This is a genomic window from Bradyrhizobium sp. 40, assembly GCF_023100925.1.
GTDB lineage: Bacteria > Pseudomonadota > Alphaproteobacteria > Rhizobiales > Xanthobacteraceae > Bradyrhizobium.
In genome coordinates this window covers 4,136,784-4,162,198 of record NZ_CP064688.1, presented here as the reverse complement: position 1 = coordinate 4,162,198, position 25,415 = coordinate 4,136,784, and the positions used below count along the sequence as shown (strand labels likewise).

The following is a 25,415-nucleotide window of genomic DNA, read 5'->3' as shown; positions in this document are numbered from 1 at the left end:
AAACCCCCGGCAGAGCCGGGGGCAACGTCATGATCTCTTGCGCAGACCGCGAGAGAAGTCAGGAGACCTTGAGGTTCTCCGCGGATGCCTTGCCGCGGTTCTCCACGAGGTCGTATTCAACCACCTGGTTTTCATTGAGGGTGGAGAGTCCGGCGCGCTCGACGGCGGAGATGTGGACGAAGACGTCCTTGTCACTGCCGTTCGGCTTGATGAACCCATATCCCTTGGTCGGGTTGAACCATTTGACGGTGCCCTTTTGCGGCATCCTCAGTCTCCTCCGCTAGATACAAAAACGACGCGGCCGCTTTTCGCGTGCCACGCCACAAACGGGCTTCCGGTAGTCTGTTCGAGTCTTGAGTCTCAATGTCGCGAAACGCACAGTCGAGCGGCCAATTCCGATTGTGTCCGATATTGCAACATGAAAATCGCCCGTTAGCAAGCCGCGCGCGAATTTCAAGTCCGGGCCGGGTGCCGTCATCTGCAATTTACGACCTGTGGCCGGGGAACCACAATCGAGGGCAATCGCCTTGGCGATGAGGTCTGGACCGATTGACCCTCGGGGGCAGTTCAGCACAAATCGTCACGTGCAGTGTGGCGCGTGTTGCATTTTTGCGCGCCGCCATTTTGCTTTGGGATTCATCGTCATGCGCTGCACATTGCAGCTTTCCGGGACGCGGCGGGTGATTGGCGGAGACCGGGTTCGTCGGACGGCGGCCAAGGTCGCGAGTGCCATCGTGCTTGGCTTGGTGACGACGGCTGCTCCCGTTCTCGCTCAGGTCGCCCCGCCGCTGCCACCGCCACCGCCTCCCACGCCGTCGGCCACCTCCACCAATTACGACCAATCGGCCGGCAACAGCGCGCTCAATCTCGGGTCGAACTTCCTGGAGCGGCTCGGCAACCAGGCATCTGGCGGCGTCAACCGGGCGTTCCGAACCAATCCCGGCGGCGGCGGCGCATCGGCCGGCGCGGAAGATCCGCGCTACCGCACCTGGTTCGAGGGCTACGGCATCTCGGTCCGGACCGATGCGCAAGGAGACTTTGTCGGCGACAAGCGGAAGACCTTCGGCGGTGTCGCGGGCTTTGGCGCGCGGCTCGCACCGGGCGTCAATCTCGGCTTCTCCGTCGACCAGAGCCACACCGACATCGACGTTCCGCTCGCGCTCCAGTCCGCGACGCTGGACCTGACTCAACTCGGCTTCAGTGGCTCCGTCGACAAGGGCCCCTGGACCTGGGCTTTCGCGCTGGTGCACGGTTTCGGCAAGGTCCGCTCCAGCCGGGATACCGGCCTCGGCCTTGCGACCGCGGGTTATCGCGCCGCAGTCGACGGCGCGTTGACCGAGATCAGCTATTACTGGACCAAGGACCAGATGCGCATCGTGCCGAAGGGTGCACTGGAATATGTCCGCGCCACCAGCGTCGCGTTCCAGGAGGTTGGCGGCCTCGATCCCCTCAATGTCGGCTCGACGGCGCTCTCTCGCGCGCGCGTCATGATCGGAGCCGAGGTCGGACGCTACTTCATCTTCGACCAGAAGATCCTGGACCTGTCCGCCTACGGCAAGTTCGTCGACAATTTCCATCAGAACCTGGGATCGGTGCAGGTCAGCCTCGGGACCCAGAGCATCGTCGTGCCCGGGATCGGCGAGAGCCGCTACGGCATGGATGCCGGCGCCTCGGCCTCGATCAGTCTGACCAACACGGCGCGGCTCTACGTCAACTACGACGGCAAGTTCCGCAGCGAGCTGACGTCGCATCAGGGCACGGTCGGCTTCGAATATCGGTGGTGAGGCGAAGCCTGCCCACGTCCGCCCAGAGCCGGATCTGGAAAACTGCGAAGCGGTTTTCCGAAGAGATCATGTTCAAGCTTTAAGTCGGCATCGCCGCGACATAACCCGTCAATCCAAAGCCCTCGCGCGCGGCCGTCATCATTGGCGCCAGCGCGTTCGGATGGATGAACTCGTCGCGGAAACAGGGATGGATCTTGGAATCGAAGATCTTCTTCAGCCAATCGACCACGATCTTGTGGCGCTCGGAGGCGCGGAACTCCTTGTGATAGGTGAGCCAGAGATCGGCGTGGTGGCTGACGCCGAGATCGACGGCAACGAGCGGAGCGCCGAGCGCGATCGAGACCGTCGGCAGGAACCCGATGCCGGCGCCGCGCTCCACCGCATAGAGCACGCCGACCGAGGAATTGGTCTTGATCCCAACGATGCCCTCGAGCGACTTCAGTCCGAGCACGCGGGCGTAGGCGCCGTCGTCGACCTGCGGGGCGCTCTGCTTGATGATGCGATGGTTCTTCAGCTCGGCCAGGGTCGCGGGCACGCCGTAGAGGTTTTCGTACTCCTTGGAGACGAAGGGATAGATGTGCAGCCGGCCGAGCTTGGCGACGATCAGATCGGGATTGGTCGGCGGCTCGAGCTGGATCGCGATATCGGATTCGAGCCGCGCGACGTCGGCCTGTTCCATCGCGCAGCGCAGGTCGACGGTGATCTTGCGATAGGTCTTCTGGAAGTCGATCAGTCGCGGCAGGATCCAGAAATTGCCGGGGCCTTCCGTCACCGCGACGCGCACGGTGCCTGACATGTCGTTCGACGATCGCGAAGCACGCCGGAACACGTTGAAGGCATGACGCTCCATATGCGCGACGTCGGCGATCATCGCGCTGCCTTCGTCGCTGAGCGTGAGCCCGCTCTGGTCGCGCAGGAACAGCTTGCAGTCGATGCTCTCTTCGAGCCGGTCGATCCTGCGCATCAGGGTGGTGGAGGTGAGCCCGAGCTCCTCGGCGGCGTTGCGGAAACTTTTATATTTTGCGCAAGCTAAAAACAGTTTCAAATCGTCCCAGGACATATCCAGGGCTTCTTCACGGTGCTGCATCATCGCAGCACCCCGGTGCAATAACTGCTGCATACGCCAGATCCCCAGCCGCTAAGCTCTTGGTCATAGCGGGGCACGAAAGCCGTGAACGATAGAGGGGTGACATGGGTATGGAAAGGGGCTCGTTTGCCGCAAGGCATGATTTCGACGCGCTGCCGCTCAGTCCGGATGTCGACGTCCGTCGCGCCCAATTTTCCGAAATCGCCGCGCTTTCGCAGTTGGCGCACCGGCTGGTGCCGGGCGTTCGGATCGGGGCGGCGGAGCTTGCAAAATATTTCGCCTTCGATCCCGAGAGCATCCTGACTTTCAGCCGAAAGGGCAACCTCGTCGGCGGCATGGCCTTCCTGTTTCTCAACGATCGCGGGCATGATGCGCTGTTGCTCGACGAGATCTGCCTCACCGCGCCGGAGACGCGCCATCTCGCGTCCGCGAAGGAAGACGTTTCCGCCATCTACATCTGGGCGATTGCGGCGACGGGGCGCGGCGTCGCCGGTCTCGGCAAGGCCGCGGCTCATCTGAGGCAGCTAAGGTTTCGCAACGCGGATTGCTATGCGCAGCCGTCAACCGTGGCCGGACGCGACATCATGAAGGCGACAGGATTCGAGCCTGTTCCAAGCTTCCAACCCGACCTCTGGTGCTACGAGCGGCCCTGGCATCGGCAGCCGATGCGCATGCCGGGCGCGATCATTCAAGCAAGGAGTTTTGCAGATGCACGGTACTAGGATTCCTCTCGCGAAGCCCGATTCCCGCGCGATCACCATTCGCCTCGCACGCGATCTCAGCGATCTCATGCTGGTCACCTCGATCCGCTCGGCCGTCTATCTCGCCGAGCAGGATTGCCCGTTCGACGAGGAGTTCGACGGCAACGACATGGTCGCCGCGCATTTCATCGGCTATGTCGGCAACGAGCCTGCGGGCTGTCTGCGGGTGCGGTTCTTCGGCGATTTCGCCAAGGTGGAACGGCTTGCGGTGCGGCACCAATATCGGCGCTCGCGGGTCTCGTTCAAGCTGGTGCAGGCGAGCGTCGACTATGTGAAGCGCAAGGGCTTTCGCAAGATCTACGGCCAGGCGCAGGATCGGCTGGTCGATTTCTGGGCCCATTTCGGCGCCAAGCCGCTCGGCCACAATCGCAAGATCACTTTCTCCGACTTCTCCTACACGGAAATGCTGCTGGAGATCGAACCGGGCCCGGATGCCATTACGCTGGACAGCGATCCGTACGTGATCATCCGACCCGAGGGCGACTGGGACCGGCCGGGCGTGCTCGACGCCTCGGCGGGACGGGCCGTGACGTCGCCGCTGCGGGACGTCGCGCTCGCTGGCCGTTGAAACTGGTGCAGCTGCGCGCATAAACATGCTGGTTTCCATCACCGACGATCCGCCGATCCTGGTCTGCGCGGATCTCCAGGTCGAATATCTGACCCCCGGACGTCGCCACGTCATCCTCGATGGCGACGCCGCGACAGCGCGCTGCGTGGAACTGTTGACGTTCTGGCGCGACAATCTCTGGCCGGTGATGCATCTGAAGCGCATCGCGCAGGCGGCCTGGTTCAATCCGGCATCCAAGCTGACCGATTGGATCGCGGAGGCGAAGCCGCGGCCGGGAGAAATGACGTTCGAGCATCCGCTGCCGTCGGCCTACAGTTCGGCGCGTTTTGTGGACTACATGTCCAATATCCGCAATGTCCGTTGTGTGCTCGCGGGCTTTTCCCTGGACGAAACTGTCCTGGCTACCGCTATTGACGGGTTTCACCGCAGTCATCACTTCCAGGTGGTGGCTGACGCGGTGGCCTGCCGGCAGCCGGGGACAGGCGATGCTGCCGCCTACAAGCATGCGGTAGTGAATGTGATCGGGAATTTTGCTACAATCCAGTCCAGCGCCGAACTGATCAGAACCAGCGGCGCCGTTGCGGTGTAGGCGGCCGCGATCGACGGATGGAGTGGGACATTGTCACGGGGAGATCAGCTCGAGGAGCTGGCAAGCGACCTGTCGCGTGCCGCCGAGGCGGCGCGCCGTCTCGGTCTGCCCACGACGGTGTATCTGCTCTCGATGGCGCTGGTGGAGGTGCGGGAGGCCGCTGCCGCCGACAGCGATGGAAATGACGACGGCGCGGCGTGACAGCTGCCCGATGTGCGGCTTTGTGCAACGCTGCTGAGCGCTTGCTGCCGACGAATTGACGTTGCAAGTTTTGCGCGGTGGCAATAGCCAAGGAGCTGGATCATCGAGTGATGACGCTGGCCGCGCCGGCGACGTGACGCTTTCAAGGATGCCTGCAAATGTCCATGTTGCCCAATTCGCAAGAGGCCCGGGATGTGGCCTATCAGCTCCATCCCTACACCAACGCGCGCGCCCATCAGCAGGCCGGTCCCCTGGTGATCGAACGCGGCGAGGGCCCTTACGTGTTCGACGCGTCGGGCAAGCGCTATTTCGAGGCGATGGCAGGCCTGTGGAGCGTCGGGCTCGGCTTCAACGAGAAGCGGCTGGTCGAAGCCGCGCACAAGCAGATGCAGGCGCTGCCATTCTATCACACCTTCTCCGCCAAATCGCACGGGCCCTCGATTGATCTCGCCGAGAAGCTGGTAGCGCTGTCGCCGGTGCCGATGAGCAAGGTCTTCTTCACCAACTCCGGCTCGGAGGCCAACGACACCGTTCTGAAGTTGATTGCCTATCGCTCCAATGCGCTCGGCCAGCCACAGCGCAAGAAGGTGATCAGCCGGATGCGCGCCTATCACGGCGTCACGATTGCGTCCGCCAGCCTCACCGGGCTGCCGAACAACCACCGCTCTTTCGACTTGCCGCTCCCGAACATCCTGCACACCGGCTCGCCGCATTTCTACAAGGACGGCGCGCCCGGGGAGAGCGAGGAAGCCTTCGCGACGCGGCGGGCCGAGGAGCTCGATGCGCTGATCCAGAAGGAAGGCCCGGACACGATCGCGGCGTTCTTCGGCGAGCCGGTGATGGGCGCGGGCGGCGTCATCGTGCCGCCGGCGACCTATTGGGACAAGATCCAGAAGGTTTTGAACAAGTACGACATCCTGTTGGTCGCCGACGAGGTCATCTGCGGCTTCGGCCGCACCGGCAAGATGTTCGGCTGCGAAACCTACGGCATCAAGCCCGACGCGATCGTGGTCTCCAAGCAGATCACCTCGAGCTATTTCCCGCTGTCAGCCATCATGATGAACGATCGTATGTTCGAGCCGATCGCGGATGAGAGCAACAAGATCGGCGTGCTCGGCCACGGCTTCACCGCCGGCGGCCATCCGGTCGGGTCGGCGATTGCGCTGGAGAATTTGAAAATCATCGAGGAGCGGGGCCTCGTTGCGCATGCCGCCGAACTCGGTGGCTACATGCAAGGCAAGCTGCGTGAACTCACCAGCCATCCGCTGGTCGGCGAGGTCCGCGGTGTCGGCATGATCGCTGCGATCGAACTGGTGCTGGACAAGGCGCGCAAGACGGCTGCCGCAACGCCGGGCGTCGTCGGCGGCATGGCCAGCCGCATGCTGCAGGAGCGCGGCGTGATCTCGCGCAACATGCTCGACGCCATCGCCATCTGCCCGCCGCTGATCGTCACCAAGGCCCAGATCGACGAGCTGGTTGCGGCGATTTCAGGTGTGCTGGAAGACATGAAGCCGGAAGTGGCGAAGCTGACGCCGGCGTAAGGGAAGCGTTTTAACGCGAGCGGAGCGGCTCACCCCACTCTCGGTGTCGTCCTGGCGAAAGCCAGGACCCATACCGCGTGATCTAGCGAGACGGGTGGTAGTAGTCCCGAACGACGAGTCTTCGCCAAACTCTTGCCTGGAGTAATGGGGACGACGTTGTGGAGGGATGGCGGCCTATTCCGCTCGCTGAACCCCGATCACGCGGCCTTTCTCCACCGCCAGCGCCAGCTCACCGCGCTTCAGTTTCAGTGCGGCCTCGCCGAACAGCTCGCGGCGCCAGCCGCGTAGCGCCGGCACGTCGGCCTCGTCGTCGGCCGCGATCTCCTCGAGATCGTCGACGGTCGCAATCACCTTGCTCGCGACCGCATGGCGCTCCGCGGTCATGCGCAGCAGCACCTTCAACAGCTCGACGATCGCGGCGCCATTGTTGTTGTTGCGCGGCTTTTCCAGCTTCGGCAGCGTGGCGTGATCCCGCGCCAGCCCGCGCTCGACGGCGGCGACGATGTCGGCGCCCCATTTGGATTTCTCAAAACCCTTCGGCACCGAGCGCAGGTTTGCGAGCTTCTCGATCGTATTCGGCGCGTGGGTTGCGATGTCGCTGACGGCCTCGTCGCGCAGCACGCGGCCGCGCGGCACGTCGCGGCTCTGCGCCTCCTGCTCGCGCCAGGCGGCGACCTCCATCAGGACTGCGAGGTCCTTGGGCTTGCGCACCCGCGTCTTGAGCCGTTCCCAAGCGCGCTCGGGGTGGAAGTCGTAGGTCTTGGGCGAGGTCAGGACCTCCATCTCGATCGAGACCCATTCGCTGCGCCGGCGCTTCTTGAGGTCGGCATCGAGCGCTGCGAACACGTCGCGCAGATGCGTGACGTCGGACACGGCGTAGTGCATCTGTTCCTTAGTCAGCGGCCGGCGCGACCAGTCGGTGAAGCGATGAGTCTTGTCCGGGCGGTGCCCGGTGACCTTCTCGACCAGCGCGTCGTAGGCGATGCTGTCGCCGTAGCCGAGCACCATGGCCGCGACCTGGGTGTCGAACACGGGGTGCGGGATGATGCCCGCCTGATGCCAGATGATCTCGATGTCCTGCCGGGCGGCGTGGAACACCTTCAGCACGGCCTCATTGGCCATCAGCTCGAAGAACGGCTTGAGGTCGATGCCCGCGGCCAGGGTGTCTATGACGATCGCTTCCTCGGCGCTGGCCATCTGCACCACGCACAGCAGCGGGTAATAGGTGGTCTCGCGCAGGAACTCGGTATCGACGGTAATGACGGGGTGCTTGGCCAGCCGGCTGCAGGCAGCCGCAAGGTCAGCGGTGGTGGTAATCAAATCCATGAACGGCCCATGACAAGTCCATCAGCCGTTCTGCCGAAAGCGCTGTGATGTCAAGGGGCTCGAAGCGAATTCGAGCCTTGCATTTGGGCCGGAATCGCATTTTCCGACGAAAATCCTATTCGTAGCGGACCCGCCGGGAGGGTTTGCGCGCGCAGGGCAGCGCCACCACGACCACGCACATGGCGACCAGCGCCAGCCCCAGGAACTCGAAAACCAACAGATCCACGGCAATATCCCCCAGCAACATTGCTAAACTTGTCCGGGGGGAATTGAGGGTCTGTTAATTCTCGTGGTTACCGGCGGCGGGCTGGGCCGGATGGTGGACGCGGGGTTAACGGGGGCGCCATGTGATGCAGCGCCGCGGCATCCGGCGTCACGTCATGAGCTTCGGCAGGACGGCCGCCAAGGCGTCCACGGCGGCGCGAACTTTCGGCGGCATCCGGGGCGAGCGGGGCCAGAGCGCGTGGCAGTCGTAGAGAAATCCCGGCTGACCGCTCAACAGATTGATGAGCGTACCGGCGCGTAGGCGTTCGCGGACCAGCCAGTATGGCAGCCAGGCCAGTCCCATCCCCTGTGTAGCGGCGTCCGCAATCGCGTCGAGATCGTCGAGCCTGAGCCTTCCCGCTGGCATGATTTCGCTCGGAGGCTGGCCTTCGCGGGGAAACAGCCACGGCCGGACGCGTCCGGAGCGGCGATAGATGATCGCTTGGTGTGCGGCGAGATCGTCGAGCGATTTCGGCTTGCCGTTGGCGCGCAGATAGGAGCGCGAACCGCACACCACCATGCGCTGGCTTGCGATGCGCCGCGTCATCAGGCCGGATTGATCGTTTAGATCGCCGGTCCGGATCGCAAGATCATAGCGGGCCTCGATGATGTCAGCGATCGGGTCGCCGAACGAGAGATCGAGCTCCAGATGAGGATATCGTCGCGCGAGCTTCATCAGCAAGGGGGCGATGCAGTGCCGGCCCAGCAGGGCGGGCATGGTCACGCGAAGCCGGCCACGCGGCTCGGACAATTCGTCGGAAGCGACGGCGTCGGCGGCCTCGGCTTCGGCGAGCACAGTGCGGCAGCGCTCGTAATAGGCTCGGCCTGTCTCGGTCAGGCTCTGGCGCCGTGTGGTGCGGTTGAGGAGGCGGACGCCGAGGCGCTCCTCGAGAAAACGAACGTGCTTGCCGACCATTGGCCCCGACATTTCGAGCGCATCGGCTGCAGCGGCGAACGAGCCTACATCAACCGCTTTGACGAAGACGGTCATGCTGGTCAGGCGGTCCATGATTGCAAACTCCTTGTTTCGAGTGTTCGGCCGTTTCAACGCTTTATCCGCTGCCCTGCGGTTGGCATAGCTCCATTCAATTCAATCGTTTTGGAGTGTGTTCATGGCGCGCGTCGTTCGCTTCCACAGACATGGTGGCCCCGAGGTGCTGCGCATCGAGACCGTTGACGTCGCGCCGCCAGGAAGGTGCGAGGTGCAGATCAGGGTCAAGGCCCTCGGGCTCAATCGCGCGGAAGCGCTCTTGCGAGCGGGGACCTATATCGAGACTGCGACCTTTCCGTCCGGCCTTGGTCTCGAGGCCGCCGGCATCGTCGAGGCGATCGGCGAAGGCGTGAGCGGCTTCTCGCCGGGCGAGGTCGTCAGCATCGTGCCACCCGTGTCGATGGTGCGATGGCCGGCCTATGGCGAGCTCGTCACGTTTCCCGCGGAGTTCGTCGTGAAGCACCCGCCCGAGCTCGGCTTCGACGCGGCGGCCGCGACATGGATGCAATATCTGACGGCGTTCGGCGCTCTGGTCGATATTGCTGGGCTAAAGCGAGGGGAGGCAGTGGTTATTACAGCAGCGTCGAGCAGTGTCGGGCTTGCAGCGATTCAGATCGCGAACCGGATTGGTGCGATACCGATTGCAGTGACGCGAACTTCGATCAAGCGGCAAGCCTTACGCGATGCTGGCGCCGCCGACGTCATCGCCTCGGTCGAAGAAAACATCCGGTCGCGCCTGGAGGGCATTGTCGGCTCAAACGGCGTTCGTGTGGTGTTCGACGCGGTCGGCGGCCCGATATTTGAGCCGCTCACCGCCGCGATGTCGCCGGGTGGCGTTCTCATCGAATATGGCGGCCTGAGCCCCGAGCCGACGCCATTTCCGCTGGTCAACGTCCTGACCAAGAGCCTGACGCTGCGCGGCTATCTCGTGCACGAGATCATCCGCGACCCCTCGCGGCTTGCGAAGGCGAAGGCGTTCATCCTCGATGGGCTTTCGGGTGGTGCCTTGCGTCCGATCATCGCCAAAACGTTTCGCTTTGACGAGATCGTCGAGGCGCACCGTTTTCTGGAGTCAAACATGCAGGTCGGCAAAATCGTGGTGTCGATCTGAGCGAACGATCGTCCTGGACAAACGATTTCCGCACCCGCATCACGGATTACGCCTTCGGCTCCTCCACCCTGCGCACCGAGCCTGCCTCACGTCCCGCAGAACGTCTGCAGCACCCGCTGGTCCGGCAGCGGGGGATCGGCGTAGGCGGCGTAGTCCGGCTGGTCATCGAACGGCTTTGCCAGCACCTTCACCAATTCCTCGAAAGGCGCGTAGTTGTCATCGTTGACCGCGGCCTGGATCACGGCCTCGATGCGGTGGTTGCGCGGGATGAAGATCGGGTTGACGGCGTGCATGGCTGCTTGCCGTTCGGCTGCGCTCTGCGGCTCCAGCGCCGTGCGCTCGTGCCAGCGCCTGGCCCACTCGTCGAACGCCGCGGGGTCCATGAATTGCGCGCGTGCATCGTCGGCAGCAGGATCGCCAGCGGCGTCACCGAGTTTGCGGAAGGTGAGGGTGAAGTCGGCCTGGTTCTTGGCCATGGCGTCGAGCAGGTCCTGGATCAGTGCATCGTCGCCGTCGCGCTCCGTGAACAGGCCGACCTTCTTGCGTAGACCCGCCTGATAGGCGTCGCTGAACGTCTCGGAGAAGGCGCCGAGAATGTCCTGGGCATCGGCGACCGCCTTTTCCTGATCGTCGGAGAACAGCGGCAGCAGGCATTCGGCCAGCCGGGTCAGATTCCACAGCGCGATGCGCGGCTGGTTCGCATAGGCGTAGCGGCCCATCTCGTCGATCGAGGAAAACACCTGCGCCGGATTGTAGGCATCCATGAAAGCGCAGGGGCCATAATCGATGGTCTCGCCCGAGATCGAGCTGTTGTCGGTGTTCATCACGCCATGGATGAAACCGACCAGCAGCCAGCGTGCGACGAGATCGGCCTGGCGCGCGACGACGCCACCGAGCAGCGCGTGATAGGGCCGCTCGGCGCCGAGCAGCTCCGGATAGTGCCTCGCGATGACATGGTCGGCGAGCCGGCGAATGGCATCGGTGTCGCGGCGAACGGCGAAGAACTGGAAGGTCCCGACGCGGATGTGGCTCGAGGCGACGCGGGTCAGCACCGCGCCTGGCAGCGCGGTCTCGCGGATGACGTGCTCGCCGGTGACGACGGCAGCGAGTGAGCGCGTGGTCGGAATGCCGAGCGCGAACATCGCTTCGCTGACGATGTATTCGCGCAGCACCGGCCCGAGCGCGGCACGGCCGTCGCCGCGGCGGGAGAACGGAGTGGGACCCGAGCCCTTGAGCTGGATGTCGCGGCGGATGCCGTCCTTGTCGATGACCTCGCCGAGCAGCACCGCCCTTCCGTCGCCCAGCTGCGGTACGAATTGCCCGAACTGGTGGCCGGCATAGGCCATGGCGATCGGATCGGCACCGGCGGGAACCGTCTTGCCCGCCAGGATTTCGGCGCCCTCAGGGGTCTCCAGCACATCTGGATCGAGCCCGAGCTGGACCGCCAGCGGCCTGTTCAGCTTGATGAGCCGGGGCGCCGCCACCGGCGTCGGTGCGACACGGGCGAAAAAGCTGTCCGGCAGCGCCGAATAGGAGTTCTGGAACGGGAAATGGACTGTCATGGCCTCAAGATAGGCGTGGAACGCCGGATGGCAAAGGCTTGAGCCTGGATTGGGCAAAAAGGGACACTTCCAGCCGAAAACAGGGCGTTCCCTTGGTTGCCGCTTGGGGCCTCGTCGGGTAAACCCTGCCGCAACTTCGGACCGGTCGTTTCAGGCCGTCCGATTCGATCCTCAGACATCATTTTGGGACGACCATGCATCGCTACCGGTCACATACATGCGGCGCGCTCCGCGAGAGCAACATCGGCGAGACGGTCCGCCTTTCAGGCTGGGTCCATCGCGTTCGCGACCATGGCGGCGTGCTGTTCATCGACCTGCGCGACCATTACGGCCTGACCCAGTGCGTGGTCGATCCGGACTCGCCGGCGTTCTCGCAGGCCGAGAAGCTGCGCTCGGAATTCGTGGTCAAGATGGACGGCAAGGTCCGTCGCCGCCCCGAAGGCACCGACAATGACGATTTGCCGACCGGCAAGATCGAGATCTATGTCACCGAGATCGAGGTACTGGGCCCGGCCGGCGACCTGCCGCTGCCGGTGTTCGGCGACCAGGAATATCCCGAGGACATTAGGCTCAAGTACCGCTTCCTCGACCTGCGTCGCGAGAAGCTGCACCAGAACATCATGACGCGCGTCGAAATCATCAAGTCGATGCGTCGGCGCATGGAGGGGCAGGGCTTCTTCGAGTTCAACACGCCGATCCTGACCGCGTCCTCGCCGGAAGGCGCGCGCGACTTCCTGGTGCCCTCGCGCATCCATCCCGGCAAGTTCTACGCGCTGCCGCAGGCGCCGCAGCAGTACAAGCAGCTGTTGATGATGTCGGGCTTCGACCGCTACTTCCAGATCGCGCCCTGCTTCCGCGACGAGGACCCGCGCGCGGATCGTCTGCCGGGCGAGTTCTACCAGCTCGACGTCGAGATGAGCTTTGTCACGCAGGAAGACGTCTTCGCCGCGATGGAGCCCGTCATCACTGGCGTGTTCGAGGAGTTTGCCAAGGGCAAGCCGGTGACCAAGGGCTGGCGCCGGATTCCGTTCGCGGAAGCCTTGCGCAAATACGGCTCCGACAAGCCGGACCTGCGCAACCCGATCGAGATGCAGGATGTGTCCGAACACTTCCGCGGCTCCGGCTTCAAGGTGTTCGCGCGGATGTTGGAGGACCCCAAGAACCAGGTGTGGGCGATCCCGGCGCCGGGCGGCGGCTCTCGCGCCTTCTGCGACCGCATGAATTCATGGGCGCAGGGCGAGGGCCAGCCCGGCCTCGGCTACATCATGTGGCGCGAGGGCGGCGAAGGTGCCGGTCCGCTTGCCAACAACATCGGTGCTGAGCGCACCGCCGCGATCCGCGCCCAGATCGGCGTGAAGGAAGGCGATGCCGCGTTCTTCGTCGCCGGCGATCCCGACAAGTTCTGGAAGTTTTCAGGATTGGCCCGCAACAAGGTCGGAGAGGAGTTGAACCTCACCGACAAGGAGCGGTTCGAGCTGGCCTGGATCGTCGACTTCCCGATGTACGAGTACAATGAGGAAGACAAGAAGGTCGACTTCTCGCACAACCCATTCTCGATGCCACAGGGCGGTCTCGATGCCTTGAAGGGCCAGGATCCGCTGACCATCAAGGCATTCCAGTACGACATTACCTGCAACGGCTACGAGATCGCCTCGGGCGGTATCCGCAACCACGTGCCGGAAGCGATGGTGAAGGCCTTCGAGATCGCCGGCTATGGCGAACAGGAAGTCGTCGATCGCTTCGGCGGCATGTACCGTGCCTTCCAGTACGGCGCCCCGCCGCATGGCGGCATGGCCGCCGGCGTCGACCGCATCGTCATGCTCTTGTGCGGCACCAACAATCTGCGCGAGATCTCGCTGTTCCCGATGAACCAGCAGGCCATGGACCTCCTGATGGGCGCGCCGTCGGAGCCCAGCCCCAAGCAGCTCCGCGAGCTGCATGTGAAGGTGAATCTGCCGCAGAAGTGAGGCTGTCTCCACGGCGTCATTGCGAGTAGCGAAGCAATCCAGAATCTTTCCGCGGCGGGACTCTGGCTTGCTTCGCTTCGCTCGCAATGACGGGGAGGGATTTTCGCCGGTCCAATTGCCGTCCCCGCGCGCAGCGTCGTTCCCTACAGCCCCGTCGACGCCTCGATCCTGAACTGGGCAAGCGCGCTCGGTGGGTCGGTTTGCAAGAGCTGCATCAATTGCATCAGCGGTGCCTTGGCGCGCGGGGACAGCTTGATGGAAAGCGTCTGGCCCGGCGTCTCGACGAAGCGGGCGATCGCGTCCACGGCCGCGTTCGCATCCGGATTGGCGGAAGCAACTTGCTCGCGTTTAGCCGTGATGCTCTCGACGAGCGCCTGGCGTGCGGTATCGCGGCTTACATTCTGCATGCGCGCGAACTGCGCCGCGACGAGATCGACGACACCGCTATCGCGCAATGAGAATTCGAGTGTGCCCGCCTCGATGCGTGCCGCCTGGCCCATGAGCTGAGCGGGATCGGTCGAAAACACCTCACGCGGCACGTTGCCGAGCGCAATACGCAATTGCGCGCTTGCGATCCCGCCGATGTCGAGCGTCGCCGGCGTCAGAACGAAGCTGTTGGACTGTTCGGTCCAGGCAGCGCCGAGATCGAGGTCGACCGCGAGCTTGTCGATCCCGCTGGCAATCAATGGAAGCTGCTTCGGGTCGGATGGATCGGTGGGCGTGACAAATTTGGCAATCACATGCGCCTTGGTCGGGATTGAGCCGACCAGCTGCCCCCAGTCCAGGCTCAGTGTGTCGATCATGACCAGCTTCTTGGTGGTCTTGAACGGCGCCGTCACGCCCTTGATCTCTGCGCCTGCGAGCACGCCGAACAGCCCGAGCATCTGATCCGGCGAGGGCGCCCGCCCGGGAGTGGCGAGGCTTGCTGCCCAGCGCATCAAATTCGCCGTGCTGAAGGATTTCAGCGCGAAGCGCTCCATCTTGAACTGTCCCTGCGGAGACGGCGTGTCGACGCCTTCGACCGCGAACTCGCCGTCGCGATATCGGATGGCATTAACCGTGGCCGTTCCTTGCGGCGTGCCGACCGACATCTTGCCGATTTCGGCCTTACCGATGCGAAGACCCTCATAGACTCCGGCGAGCTTCTCCAGCAGCTCGCGTGCCTGTGCCGGCGTCGGCGGGGTCGATTGATCCCGCGGCAGCGCGGCAAATATCTCGGCCCAGCCGGAATTTCGACGGCTGCACGGCGATGTCTTCCATGGTGAAGCCGTCGATATCCACTCGCATCCCCTGTGCCGATTTGAGCGCATAGGGACCTGTCGAGACCTGCCGGTAGACCCGGCGATAGCTGTCGTCGCTGGCCGTCTGCGGATCGAGCGCGGCGAGGATCGCGCTTGAATCGAAATCGTTGACGATGATGTTCGACAATTCGCCCGTCAGCTTGTCCGGCTTGCCGGGCTGCTTCACGTCGACCGAGATCACGGCGCGGTCCGACTTCATCGCGTCGATCTTGCCGTGCTTCAGGTTCTGGATCGCCAGTCCGGAATAGATGACCTCGCCGCTGCCGGCGGCGCCGGAATCGAAGCTGATCGTGAGGGTCGGGGCCGTGAGCGACGATGCAGCGACACTCGCATATTGGCCGAGCACGTAGCGGTACAGGTCGACCAGCGAGCCGTCCGCCGGCACCTGATCCGCGTGAACAGGACCGGCATAGTCGCGCATGACCAATTGCGGGATCTTGTACGCGACCTTAAGCTTGGCAGCGCCGATCTGGTCCAGCGTAACCTCGAGCCCGGTGATGTTGATATCGTCGGCCGAGAACCTTGTCTCGTCGATCTGGCGAACGCCCGTGCCCTTGATAGCGGCGATCCTGATCTGCGCCTGCGGTGCCTTGCCGGGCGTAACTGCGATGTCCTCGATCGTGAGGGTGCGCGTGGGCAGATCGAAGGCGATCTTGCCGTAGCTGGCCTTGCCGCCTTGCTTGCGGATTTGCTCGAACGCGGCCTCCACCTCGGCGGTGGTGCGATGCTGGACGTAGAGATTGAAGCCGAACCATCCGCCCGCGACCACCACGGCCACGACGATCAGGCCGATCAGGATTCGCTTCATTCTCAGCTCCAGTTGCTCGCGTTGCAGGACGCAACTTGCCATATTCGCAAAGCAATGCGGGGTCCAGGGAAAGTGAGCGCTATCAGATATTTGACCGGGCGCCCTGTTGATGGAGCCGCAATCGGATGTTGCCACCGGGGCGCCCGGCGTGCTTCATCCCGTTTCCATGACCCGGAAATACCACCCGAAGGCGGGCCGGTCAGGACAACGTAGTTTGAGGCCGGTAACGCGAGGCGAGACACCGCATGTCGTCTTATTCCGATGATCTCCACCAGGCGGCGCTGGCCTATCACCGTCTGCCGCGCCCCGGGAAGCTCGAGATTCAGGCGAGCAAGCCGCTCGCCAACCAGCGCGACCTCGCGCTGGCCTATTCGCCCGGCGTCGCCGCCGCCTGCCTGGAGATCGCCAAGAACCCGGCGGAAGCGGCGACGCTGACGATCCGCTCCAATCTGGTCGCCGTGGTTTCGAACGGCACCGCCGTGCTCGGCCTCGGCAATATCGGTCCGCTGGCCTCGAAGCCGGTGATGGAGGGCAAGGCGGTCCTGTTCAAGAAATTCGCCGGCATCGACGTGTTCGACATCGAAATCGCGGCCGACACCATCGAGCGCGTGGTCGAGACCGTGGCCGCGCTCGAGCCGACCTTCGGCGGCATCAATCTCGAGGACATCCGCGGACCGGAATGCTTCGAGATCGAGGCGCAGCTCAAGGAGCGCATGAAGATCCCGGTCTTCCACGACGACCAGCACGGCACCGCGATCATCGTTGCCGCCGCCGTCACCAACGCCCTGCGACTCAACGGCAAGAAGCTCTCCGACGTGAAGATCGTAGCATCGGGGGCAGGGGCCGCGGCGATCGCGACCCTGAACCTGCTGGTGTCTATGGGGGCGCAGCGCAAGAACATCTGGGTCTGCGACATCGACGGCCTAGTGCATGAGGGCCGCAACACCACGATGGACCGCTGGAAGGCGGTCTATGCGCAGAAGACCGACAAGCGCACGCTCGCCGACGTCATCGGCGGCGCCGACATCTTCATCGGCCTGTCCGCACCGGGCGTGCTCAAGCCCGAGATGGCCAAGGCGATGGGCGACAAGCCGCTCATCATGGCGCTCGCGAATCCGACGCCGGAGATCATGCCGGAGGAGGCGCGCAAGGTGCGCCCCGACGCCATGATCTGCACCGGCCGCTCCGACTTTCCGAACCAGGTCAACAACGTCCTCTGCTTCCCCTTCATCTTCCGTGGCGCGCTCGACGTCGGCGCCAGCGCCATCAACGAGGAGATGAAGCTCGCCGCCGTCGAGGCCATCGCGCAGCTCGCGCGCGAGGCGCCGTCCGACGCGGTCGCGCAAGGCTTTGATACCGGCGAGACGCAAGGGTTTGGCCCGGGCTCGCTGATCCCGTCTCCGTTTGATCCGCGGTTGATTTTGCGAATCTCGCCGGCGGTCGCCAAGGCTGCGATGGATTCCGGCGTCGCGACCCGGCCCATCACCAATTTCGACGAGTACACCGCGCTGCTCGAGCGCTTCGCTTTCCGCTCCGGCCTCGTCATGAAGCCGATGTTCGCGAAGGCCAAGACCCAACCGGTGCGCGTGATCTACGCCGAAGGCGAGGACGAGCGCGTGCTGCGCGCCACCCAGGTGGTGCTGGAGGAGAAGCTGGCGACGCCGATCCTGGTCGGACGTCCGTCGGTGGTCGAGGCCCGCATCGAGCGCTTCGGCCTGTCGATCAAGGCCGGCAGGGACTTCGATCTCGTCAATCCCGAGGACGATCCGCGCTACCGCTCCTACGTGCAGTCCTATGTCGAGGTCGCCGGCCGCCGCGGCGTGACGCCCGATGCGGCGCGCACGGTGGTGCGCACCAACAACACCGTCATCGCGGCGCTCGCAGTGGTGCGCGGAGAGGCGGACGCCATGCTTTGCGGCGTCGAGGGCCGCTACATGAGCCATCTGCGCCATGTCCGCGAGATCGTCGGGTTCACACCGGGGATCAGCGACTATGCGGCGCTGGCGCTGCTGATCACCAGCAAGGGCGCCTTCTTCATCGCCGACACCCAGGTGCGGCCCAATCCGAGCGCCGAAGAGCTCGCCGAGATCGCCTCGCTCGCGGCGGTCCACGTCCAACGCTTCAACATCAAGCCGAAGATCGCCTTCGTCTCGCATTCGGATTTCGGCAGTTACGACACGGAATCCTCGCGCAAGATGCGCCGGGCGACCCAGCTCCTGAAGGAGAAGCATCCGGAGCTCGAGGCTGACGGTGAGATGCAGGGCGACACCGCGCTCTCGGCCGCGGCGCGCAAAATGGTGCTGCCGCACTCCAACCTCGAGGGCGAGGCCAACATCATGATCATGCCAAGCCTCGACACCGCCAACGTCGCCTATCAGATGATCAAGTCGCTGGCGGACGCGCTGCCCGTCGGTCCGATCCTGATCGGGCCGGCGCGTCCAGCCCACATCCTCACCCCGTCCGTGACGGCGCGAGGCATCCTCAACATGACCGCAGTGGCTGTGGTGGAAGCGCAGGAGCGCGCGTCGCGGCAGCAGCCGACGTTGTTTACGTAGGGGCGGGGCTCTTCACCTCGCCCCGCTTGTGGGGAGAGGTCGAATTCGCGCGCAGCTCGAATTCGGGCGAGGGGGGACTCTCCGCGAGTCCAACTTTCACCGTCCCGGCCGAGGCTCCCCCTCACCCCAACCCTCTCCCCGCAAGCGGGGCGAGGGAGCGCACCTGCCGCGCGTCGGCAATTCAATGCTTTCAAAACGACTTTCGCCATTTCCCCGTTTGTAAACCGGCGAATGACTCTCCATAATCCTTCAGTGCTTTCGCGAAAATTCCGGTTTCAAAAAGCCTGAGCAAAGAGGCCGATCATGCCAGCGTTCGTGACTTTCGGGCGGATTCTGTTCGCCGTGCTGTTCATCTACACGGGCGCGGCAAGACTGTTTGCCATGCAGGCGACCGTTGATTTCATCGCCGCCAAGGTCGTGGTGCCCGACATGATCGCGCCTTACGCCAAGCAGGTCGAGACGGCGACGGCCATGACGACGCCGCAACTGCTGGCGATCGCGGTCGGTGTCCTCGAGATCATCGCTGGGGTGATGATCGCGCTGAATTTCGGCGCGCGGTTCTTCGCGATGCTGATGATCATCTATGTCGCGGTCGCGACCTTCCTGTTCTACGACTTCTGGAACCAGGTGCCGCCTGACAACGGCAAGATGCTGGTGGACGCGCTCAAGAACCTGTCGATCATCGGCGCGCTGTTCATGATCATGGGCTACGGCCGCGCCACGCGTCCGGCGGAGGCGGCCTACGGGGACGTATAAAAGTTAAACCGCTACGTCCTGCGCCACGGCGTGACGGTCACCCCGTGCGCGGCGTCGAGCAGATACGGCGCGCCCGGTTTCATCCCGTGTGAGGCCAGCACCTGCTGAGGCGTCCGCGCCGGTACTTCCACAAAACAGCCTTCGCCGCCGGGCAGCCGCAGATGCGGGGCTTCCGACAGCCAGAACGTGTCGTAGCGGTTCATGAACATGTCGAACACGACGGGGCCGCCGATGATTGCGACGGTGCCGGAGGCGACATCGGCGAACGCACAGGCGTCTTCGAAGCTGGCGTGATCCGGATTCCACAAGGTCGCGTTCGGCATTTCGGGATCGACGGTCAGCTCCTTTATCTTGCGGGTCAGGATCAGGCGCTTGCGCTTGGGTGAATTCGGCTGCTGCTCGTGCGAATGACGGCCGTGCACGATCAGCGCAGCGCGATCGAGCGCCTGCTCGAAGAACAGCTTGTCGCCTTCGAACTTCAGGCTGTCGGGCATGACATGCGCCGCGTCGGCGAGCATGCCGTCCGCGGAGACGATGACGTAGCCTTCGATGCGAAAGGACAAGGCGCGGCTATTCGGAAACCGTCGTCACGACGCTGTTGACCGGCCGGGTGCTCACCGTCGGCAGCTTGACGTCCTTGAGCAGCTCCTGGTCGTATTCCGGCAGCGTAGAGGCCGGGAACTTGGCGCGCATCGCCACCACCTTGTAGCCGCCGGCCTTCAGGCGCTTGAGCAATTCGGGCAGGGCCTCCGCGGTGTGCTTCTGGAAGTCGTGCATCAGGATGATGCCCTTGCCCTTGCTGTCCAGCTTCTTCATGACGGTCTCGACCACCTTCTCGGGCTTCGAGGCCTTGAAGTCGAAGGAGTCGATGTCGCAGGAGAAGATCGCCGTGTTGCGGTTGCCGAGATAGGTGACCATCTCCGGCGGATGCTGGAGCGCCGGGAAGCGGAAGAACGGTGAGGGCGAAATGCCGCCGAGCGCCCATTTCACCGCGGAAAGACCCTTCTCGATCTCTTCCTTGCGCTGCGCTTCCGTGAGCTTCTTGTTGTTGAGATTGGCGTGCGACCAGGTGTGGGTGCCCACGGTGTGGCCGGCCGCGTAGACCTGCTTGAGGATCTCCGGCTCGTACGTCGCGTGCTTGCCGATCGAGAAGAAGATGCCGGTGGTGCACTCGTCGGCGAGCGCCTTCAGCACCGCAGGCGTGTTCTTGGGCCAGGGGCCGTCGTCGAAGGTCAGCACGACCTCCTTGTCGCGCAGGAAATCGAGCTCCTTGAAATGCTCGAAGCCGAAGCCGGGACCGCCCGTGGTGTCGATCTCGACGGTGCGGGCGACGCCCAAGGCGCCCGGCGTGTTGCAAGCCGCGCGCGCGGGCTGCGGCGCCTGTTTAGGCGCGGGAGGATTGACGAAGCCCGCCGGCGCGGCGGCTGCTGCAGGAGCGGGTGCCGGAGCCGCAGCGGGCGCAGCCGCAGCCGGTGTTGCCGCCGGTGGGGCTTGCGTCGCGGCAGCGGGCTTTGCAGCCGGGGTCTGCGACCATGCCGCGCTCGTCATCGCCAGAGACATCGCGCTTGCCAAAATCAGTCCTGCCGCCACACGCATGGTGTTGTCCTCGAGATTGATCCCGTTGTTCCGCCGCGGCTTTTCGCCTCCGGCAAAACCATCCTGCCCCTAACGAGATCCTAGCCTAGATGGTGGGCCCTCGCCATTGCAACGGCTGTTTGGCGCCCCACCGCAATTGTGCCCAACCGGGTTGCGGGACATGCGCCGTCAAGTGTCGGCCAGCGCCTTGGCGATCGCCGTCTTGATCCGCGTGTCGGCCGGCTCGACCGTGGATGCAAAGACGTCGGCGATATAGCCGTCCCGGCCGATCAGATATTTGTGGAAGTTCCAGCGTGGAACATCCTTGGGGCGCGCCTCTGCCGCCCATTTGTAGAACGGATGCGCTTTGGCACCGACCACGACAGCCTTGGCCGCGATCGGGAAGGTAACGCCGTATTGGTGGTGGGCGGTCTCCGAGATCTCGCTGGTGCCGCCGGGCTCCTGTCCGCCGAAGTCGTTGGAGGGCACGCCAATGACGGTGAGGCCGCGTTGGCGAAACTCGCCCCAGATGTCTTGCAGGCCAGCGTATTGCGGCGTGTAACCGCAGAGCGAAGCGGTGTTGACCACCAGCAGCGGTTTGCCGGTGAAGGCCGCAAGGCGGATGTCGCCGCCTGACAATGCCGGGAAAGAGAAGGCGTAGGCGGAGATTCGGCTCATGCCGCCATCCGCCAGTGCACGCGTCACCGGCGCCAGCGTGCCTGCAAAGGCGGCGATGAGCATCGTCCTGCGGTTCATCATGACGGCGTCCCCCGAAATGATACGAGGCACATGTTACCCCGCCGCTGCGAGCGGCCTCGTCAACACCGCGTTATCTGCCGCGATAAAGCCCGCTAGTACAGGCGGACGATGAAATCGGTGCCTTCGCCAGTCTCGCCCTGGTTGATGCCCTGGTCGGAGACGATGATCGAGCCGCCTGACGTCAGCATTTCGTTGATCTTCGTGATCGTGTCGGCCGAGACCGAGATGCGGTCGAGGGCTTCGGCCGGGCTGTCCGGCGTGACCACAGGCTTGGCAGCGACGGGAATCACGGCTGCGCCACGCTGGTGGCCTGTCATGCGGCGATCATCCTCGCGCGCGGCAGAGCGGACGGACACCGGCAAGGACACCACCGACCAATGCAGTGCATTGGAATCGGCCTTGTCGACTTCGACGGTAAAGACATGCGTGCCGAGCGGTCGATCGCTCGCGGCGATCGTGACAGGCACCTCGAACAGCGGCGCAAAGTTCTGCCGCACGTAGAGCTTGGAATCCTTGCGGCTGATGAAGACCGCGATCTGGCCCGCGCGCTTGGGCGCTTCAGGTTTCGCCACGGGCGCCGGATCGGCAACGCGGGTTTCGTCCTTCTTGACGTCGGGCGTGGCCGCCTGCGCTGGAGCCACGGCCGGTGCATCGGGCGTCTTCGCGGGTTCGGCGGTTTCGGACTTCGGCGTCTCCGCGGCCTCGACAGGCTTCGCTTCAGTGTTCGCGGGCTGCGCGGCATCTCCGGCCTGGGGCTTGGCCGCGTCCGCCGCCTCAGCGGTCTTGGTCTCGGGCTTTGCGGTGATCTCGGTCTGGTCGGCCGAGTCCTCCTCGCGGACCGGGGCATATCCGGTGGTCACGTCCGACAACACGGTGTGGCCGACCGACGAGCGCAGCTCGAGCACGCCGTCCGCGCTGGCAGTCTTCGTTTCAACCGGCTTTGCTTCGGTGGCCCCGGTATTGGCCGCGCCCTTGTCGGCCTTCTCGGCGGCATTGGTCTGCGGCTCCAGGCTGGCCGCGGGTTGCGGCGGAACGCGCACCGAGGCAAGCAGCGGATGTGAGAAGTTCTGCGGTGACATCTGCCCGGGCGAAACGATCACGCGCGCGCCCATCCTGGTCCAGTTCCACATCTTCACAGCGAACGCCATCGGCATGCGGATGCAGCCGTGCGAGGCCGGATAGCCCGGCAGCACACCGGCATGCATGGCAACGCCCGACCACGTGATCCGCTGCATGTACGGCATCGGCGCGCCGCTATAGATGTTGGAATGGTGGAATTTGTGCTTCTGGATGACGCTGAACACACCCATCGGCGTCGAATGGCCCTTCATGCCCGTCGACACCGGGGATTCCGCGAACACGCCCTTGGTGTCGTAGACCGTGACCTTCTGCCGATCGATCGAAACGACGATGACGAGGGGGCCTTGCGGTTTCGTGCCGGCTTCTTTTTCGGCAACGAGGTCTTTCTTGCCGGCCGCACCACGCTTCTGCGGCTTCTGGCGCGGGACTTCGGGATGGCGCTCCTGGCGCCCGTAGGACCCGTCGGAATAATCCGTCCAGTAATAAAACGCTGCGTCCGCCTGGCTCGCCGTGCCGATCGCACCCGCCGCCGTCAAAATGGCGACCTGCCAAAATCGCGCCGGCTTGGCAGAAAAACCAGACCCGTTCACGCTGTTCATCATCGAATCCATAATCCAAATCAGATGTTAGTCTCTCAGAGGGGATACGCGTTCACCAGCGCGGCGGTTCTGCGATCAGCTACTTTTGTCCAAAGCGTAGCAAAAAAGCCTCACGGAGCGGTAAACGGCGGCCGTATCGGCCTGCCGATCGTCTTCCTGATCGGTCGCCTCATACCTACATTGCTGGGACTTGTTACTGGAGAACTTCATGTCATCTCGTTTCCCCGGTCTTTCCAGCATCCGCTTGAAAGGCCTCGCTTTATTTCTCCTGGCGTTGACCGTGCCTGCGGCGTCCGCATCCGCCGCGGACGAGCCGGATCTGATCTTCCGCCGCTCGACCGTGTTCAAATGGATGAGCCCGAACGACAAGCTTGCGACCTATGGTCTCGACGATCCTGAAGTCGAGGGCGTGGCCTGTCATTTCACGGTGCCGGAGAAGGGCGGCTTCAAGGGCTGGCTGGGCCTTGCCGAGGAGGTCTCGGACATTTCGCTCGCCTGCCGTCAGGTCGGCCCGATCAAGTTCAAGAACAAGATGGAGCAGGGCGACGACATGTTCCGCCAGCGCCGCTCGCTGTTCTTCAAGAAGATGCAGATCGTGCGCGGCTGTGACGCCAAGCGCAACGTGCTGGTCTACATGGTCTATTCGGACAGGCTGATCGAGGGCTCGCCGAAGAACTCGACCTCGACCGTGCCGGTCATGCCGTGGGGACCGGCGGACGCAAACGTCCAGAAGTGCGGAGAGTTCTTCACTCAGTGACGCCCTTGCGTTCACTCAGTGACGCGTTTGCGTTCACTCGGTGATGTCAGCGCGGCTGGCGCGGTTTTGCAAGATGCGAGCCGGTCAGCCGCACGAATGATTGCGGTGTGGCCTCAAACCCACGGCTCGATTGCAGCGCCATTTCGCCAGGCGAATTGGCGCTGCTGCGAACAGACCGTTGTTCCCGGCGGTCCGTTCGTTGGTCCGCATCGCGCGTCGTTGCGCGATTCTGCGCCGTCATGATGGCCGTTCCTCACATGAACGCGCTCGGTGATTCCGGGCGTCTCGGTCTCGATAGCTTGGGTCGCCGTCGAAGCGCCCCCGGTTCGACGGGGCCCAGCCTTCGTTCGGCTTCTCTTCAGCAGAAAAACGTAAAACGCATGTGAAGGGTGTGAGGCGGGATCATGACAGCGCCAGCGTTCCGGCGCGCAGCCGAGCGCGCACGGAACCTGCCAAGCCACATTGGGCGGCCGCACGACCCATCTGAAAAGATTGAGATTTTCCGTCGAATATGTCGTCGCTCCGAACGGGACGAAACAATTCTCACGGAGATGAAACCATTTTCCGGCTTTGGCGCATCACGCGCGAAACCGCCCATGGTTATCAACCTCACAACGACGACGGCGCACGCCGGCCAGAGAATTCGGAGACAAGTCCATGCGCACGCTCAGCCTCATCCTTGCTTTCGCTTTCATGCTCGCCGGCTCCTCGTTCGCGGGCTCGCCGGACGGCAATGTCCCAGGTATCGGTACTTTCCAGTACAGCGGCTCGCCGATCATGACCCCGGCGCCGCAGCCGATCGTGGTTGCGGCGCGCTTCTGATCGCCAACAAGAAAAATCAGCCGATAAAGGCCATCATGATTGTTCGTACCTTCGCTGCGGCGTTCATATTCCTTCTGACGATCAGTGCCGTTCAGGCGCAGGTGCGCTCTCCCTCCAGATTACCCGATCCCCGTACCGAGTTCGTGAGGCAATGCGCGCCGCGCATGCTCGGGCGATGGGAGCATCCGGAAGAGGTCTGCGGCTGCCTGCACGATCATGCTGCCGCCGTCGTCGAGGATCGCGATCTCCGCGAGGCCCTGCTGCGCGGCATCAGCGAGACCGGGGTGCCGACGATCGAGACCGACTGGGTGCCGGCCGCAAAGCAGACCGAAATCGGCCCGACCTTCACCAAGATCGCCAAGCCGACCCTGCAATGTATGTTCGATCCGGCGAAGTAGCGCTCATCGCTTTGATTTCGGACCAAACCGCGACACGCAGGTGCTCGTCCGTGCGACGCCCTTGTCGGTCATCTTGGCGCCGCGCACTTCCTTGACCTGTCCGGCGGGGCAGGTTCCGTCGTCCACTTGCACGCGCTGGCCGAGCTTGAGATCGACGATGTCCTGCTCGCGTCCGACCGTGCCTGCGCGCGCGGTTGCGGCGAGTGCGATGAAGATCAGGAGCGAGAGGCAAGTCGCGCGGCGTAGCAGCATG

The 25,415-nt window shown here is 63.9% G+C and carries 24 protein-coding genes and 1 pseudogene; 13 read left to right on the top strand and 12 right to left on the bottom strand.

The features are described from left to right. Nucleotides 1-58 precede the first annotated feature (58 nt). Nucleotides 59-265 carry a cold-shock protein gene (locus IVB40_RS20320; RefSeq protein WP_007591938.1) on the bottom strand — a complete coding sequence of 69 codons (207 nt, stop codon included), beginning with the start codon at nucleotides 263-265 and terminating at the stop codon, nucleotides 59-61. A 379-nt stretch (nucleotides 266-644) separates the two neighbouring features. Here IVB40_RS20320 and IVB40_RS20315 point away from each other — a divergent pair, with 379 nt between their 5' ends. Continuing rightward, entirely contained in the window at nucleotides 645-1,784 is a 1,140-nt protein-coding gene (locus IVB40_RS20315; RefSeq protein WP_247816113.1) for an autotransporter outer membrane beta-barrel domain-containing protein, read from the top strand. Nucleotides 1,785-1,863: 79 nt separating this feature from the next. Here the strand turns inward: IVB40_RS20315 and IVB40_RS20310 are convergent, their stop codons facing one another. Beyond that, nucleotides 1,864-2,904 carry a LysR family transcriptional regulator gene (locus IVB40_RS20310; protein ID WP_247434155.1) on the bottom strand — a complete coding sequence of 347 codons (1,041 nt, stop codon included), beginning with the start codon at nucleotides 2,902-2,904 and terminating at the stop codon, nucleotides 1,864-1,866. A gap of 71 nt (nucleotides 2,905-2,975) precedes the next feature. On the opposite strand from IVB40_RS20310, the gene IVB40_RS20305 reads away from it, so the two are divergent. The 5 genes from IVB40_RS20305 to IVB40_RS20285 all read left to right on the top strand — a co-directional run bounded on the left by IVB40_RS20305 (nucleotide 2,976) and on the right by IVB40_RS20285 (nucleotide 6,531). Beyond that, entirely contained in the window at nucleotides 2,976-3,593 is a 618-nt protein-coding gene (locus IVB40_RS20305; protein ID WP_247286369.1) for a hypothetical protein, read from the top strand. Continuing rightward, nucleotides 3,580-4,200, top strand: coding sequence for a GNAT family N-acetyltransferase (locus tag IVB40_RS20300; RefSeq protein WP_007591919.1), 621 nt, complete (start codon nucleotides 3,580-3,582; stop codon nucleotides 4,198-4,200). Before IVB40_RS20305 ends, IVB40_RS20300 begins: the two co-directional genes overlap by 14 nt. Before the next feature lie 25 nt (nucleotides 4,201-4,225). Continuing rightward, nucleotides 4,226-4,789, top strand: coding sequence for an isochorismatase family protein (locus IVB40_RS20295; protein WP_247816112.1), 564 nt, complete (start codon nucleotides 4,226-4,228; stop codon nucleotides 4,787-4,789). 30 nt (nucleotides 4,790-4,819) lie between these two features. Beyond that, on the top strand, nucleotides 4,820-4,990 hold the full coding sequence (locus tag IVB40_RS20290; RefSeq protein WP_007609402.1) for a hypothetical protein: 171 nt from the start codon (nucleotides 4,820-4,822) through the stop codon (nucleotides 4,988-4,990). Nucleotides 4,991-5,148: 158 nt separating this feature from the next. Continuing rightward, on the top strand, nucleotides 5,149-6,531 hold the full coding sequence (locus tag IVB40_RS20285; protein ID WP_247816111.1) for an aspartate aminotransferase family protein: 1,383 nt from the start codon (nucleotides 5,149-5,151) through the stop codon (nucleotides 6,529-6,531). 174 nt (nucleotides 6,532-6,705) lie between these two features. Here IVB40_RS20285 and rnd read toward each other — a convergent pair whose 3' ends face one another. Both rnd and IVB40_RS20275 read right to left on the bottom strand, forming a co-directional pair. After that, the gene (gene rnd, locus IVB40_RS20280; protein ID WP_007591909.1) at nucleotides 6,706-7,857 is read right to left on the bottom strand and encodes a ribonuclease D; all 1,152 of its coding nucleotides are present in this window, start codon (nucleotides 7,855-7,857) and stop codon (nucleotides 6,706-6,708) included. 373 nt (nucleotides 7,858-8,230) lie between these two features. Beyond that, entirely contained in the window at nucleotides 8,231-9,130 is a 900-nt protein-coding gene (locus IVB40_RS20275; protein ID WP_247816110.1) for a LysR family transcriptional regulator, read from the bottom strand. Between the two features lie 103 nt (nucleotides 9,131-9,233). On the opposite strand from IVB40_RS20275, the gene IVB40_RS20270 reads away from it, so the two are divergent. Next, complete coding sequence (locus IVB40_RS20270) at nucleotides 9,234-10,223, top strand: zinc-dependent alcohol dehydrogenase family protein (protein WP_247816109.1); 990 nt, start codon at nucleotides 9,234-9,236, stop codon at nucleotides 10,221-10,223. A gap of 86 nt (nucleotides 10,224-10,309) precedes the next feature. Here IVB40_RS20270 and IVB40_RS20265 read toward each other — a convergent pair whose 3' ends face one another. Continuing rightward, nucleotides 10,310-11,785 (bottom strand): protein adenylyltransferase SelO, encoded by a 1,476-nt coding sequence (locus IVB40_RS20265; RefSeq protein WP_247816108.1) that lies wholly within the window; start codon nucleotides 11,783-11,785, stop codon nucleotides 10,310-10,312. 194 nt (nucleotides 11,786-11,979) lie between these two features. On the opposite strand from IVB40_RS20265, the gene aspS reads away from it, so the two are divergent. After that, complete coding sequence (gene aspS / locus IVB40_RS20260; protein WP_247816107.1) at nucleotides 11,980-13,752, top strand: aspartate--tRNA ligase; 1,773 nt, start codon at nucleotides 11,980-11,982, stop codon at nucleotides 13,750-13,752. Between the two features lie 143 nt (nucleotides 13,753-13,895). Here aspS and IVB40_RS20255 read toward each other — a convergent pair. Further along, a pseudogene (locus tag IVB40_RS20255) lies at nucleotides 13,896-15,861 on the bottom strand (hypothetical protein). Between the two features lie 245 nt (nucleotides 15,862-16,106). Between IVB40_RS20255 and IVB40_RS20250 the strand changes: the two are divergent. Beyond that, nucleotides 16,107-18,416, top strand: a complete 2,310-nt coding sequence (locus tag IVB40_RS20250) for an NADP-dependent malic enzyme (RefSeq protein WP_027569709.1) — start codon at nucleotides 16,107-16,109, stop codon at nucleotides 18,414-18,416. A gap of 303 nt (nucleotides 18,417-18,719) precedes the next feature. Beyond that, the gene (locus IVB40_RS20245) at nucleotides 18,720-19,172 is read left to right on the top strand and encodes a DoxX family membrane protein (protein ID WP_027569710.1); all 453 of its coding nucleotides are present in this window, start codon (nucleotides 18,720-18,722) and stop codon (nucleotides 19,170-19,172) included. 11 nt (nucleotides 19,173-19,183) lie between these two features. Here IVB40_RS20245 and IVB40_RS20240 read toward each other — a convergent pair whose 3' ends face one another. The 4 genes from IVB40_RS20240 to IVB40_RS20225 form a co-directional block, all read right to left on the bottom strand. After that, a complete protein-coding gene (locus IVB40_RS20240; RefSeq protein ID WP_247816106.1) occupies nucleotides 19,184-19,735 on the bottom strand; it encodes a dihydrofolate reductase in 552 nt (183 codons plus the stop codon). A 7-nt stretch (nucleotides 19,736-19,742) separates the two neighbouring features. After that, on the bottom strand, nucleotides 19,743-20,768 hold the full coding sequence (locus IVB40_RS20235; RefSeq protein ID WP_027569712.1) for a polysaccharide deacetylase family protein: 1,026 nt from the start codon (nucleotides 20,766-20,768) through the stop codon (nucleotides 19,743-19,745). Between the two features lie 168 nt (nucleotides 20,769-20,936). Then, the gene (locus tag IVB40_RS20230) at nucleotides 20,937-21,506 is read right to left on the bottom strand and encodes a glutathione peroxidase (RefSeq protein ID WP_247286354.1); all 570 of its coding nucleotides are present in this window, start codon (nucleotides 21,504-21,506) and stop codon (nucleotides 20,937-20,939) included. 92 nt (nucleotides 21,507-21,598) lie between these two features. Then, complete coding sequence (locus tag IVB40_RS20225) at nucleotides 21,599-23,185, bottom strand: L,D-transpeptidase family protein (protein ID WP_247819566.1); 1,587 nt, start codon at nucleotides 23,183-23,185, stop codon at nucleotides 21,599-21,601. Nucleotides 23,186-23,393: 208 nt separating this feature from the next. On the opposite strand from IVB40_RS20225, the gene IVB40_RS20220 reads away from it, so the two are divergent. Then, nucleotides 23,394-23,942, top strand: coding sequence for a CreA family protein (locus IVB40_RS20220; protein ID WP_247360644.1), 549 nt, complete (start codon nucleotides 23,394-23,396; stop codon nucleotides 23,940-23,942). Between the two features lie 46 nt (nucleotides 23,943-23,988). Here IVB40_RS20220 and IVB40_RS20215 read toward each other — a convergent pair whose 3' ends face one another. Beyond that, nucleotides 23,989-24,183: a hypothetical protein gene (locus IVB40_RS20215; RefSeq protein ID WP_247816105.1), complete on the bottom strand. Its 195-nt coding sequence runs from the start codon at nucleotides 24,181-24,183 to the stop codon at nucleotides 23,989-23,991. Between the two features lie 416 nt (nucleotides 24,184-24,599). Between IVB40_RS20215 and IVB40_RS20210 the strand changes: the two genes are divergently transcribed. Continuing rightward, nucleotides 24,600-24,764, top strand: a complete 165-nt coding sequence (locus IVB40_RS20210; RefSeq protein WP_247816104.1) for a hypothetical protein — start codon at nucleotides 24,600-24,602, stop codon at nucleotides 24,762-24,764. Between the two features lie 35 nt (nucleotides 24,765-24,799). Then, nucleotides 24,800-25,162, top strand: a complete 363-nt coding sequence (locus IVB40_RS20205) for a hypothetical protein (RefSeq protein WP_027569717.1) — start codon at nucleotides 24,800-24,802, stop codon at nucleotides 25,160-25,162. A 3-nt stretch (nucleotides 25,163-25,165) separates the two neighbouring features. Here the strand turns inward: IVB40_RS20205 and IVB40_RS20200 are convergent, their stop codons facing one another. Further along, a complete protein-coding gene (locus tag IVB40_RS20200; protein ID WP_027517580.1) occupies nucleotides 25,166-25,414 on the bottom strand; it encodes a DUF6719 family protein in 249 nt (82 codons plus the stop codon). Between the last annotated feature and the right edge of the window lies 1 nt (nucleotide 25,415).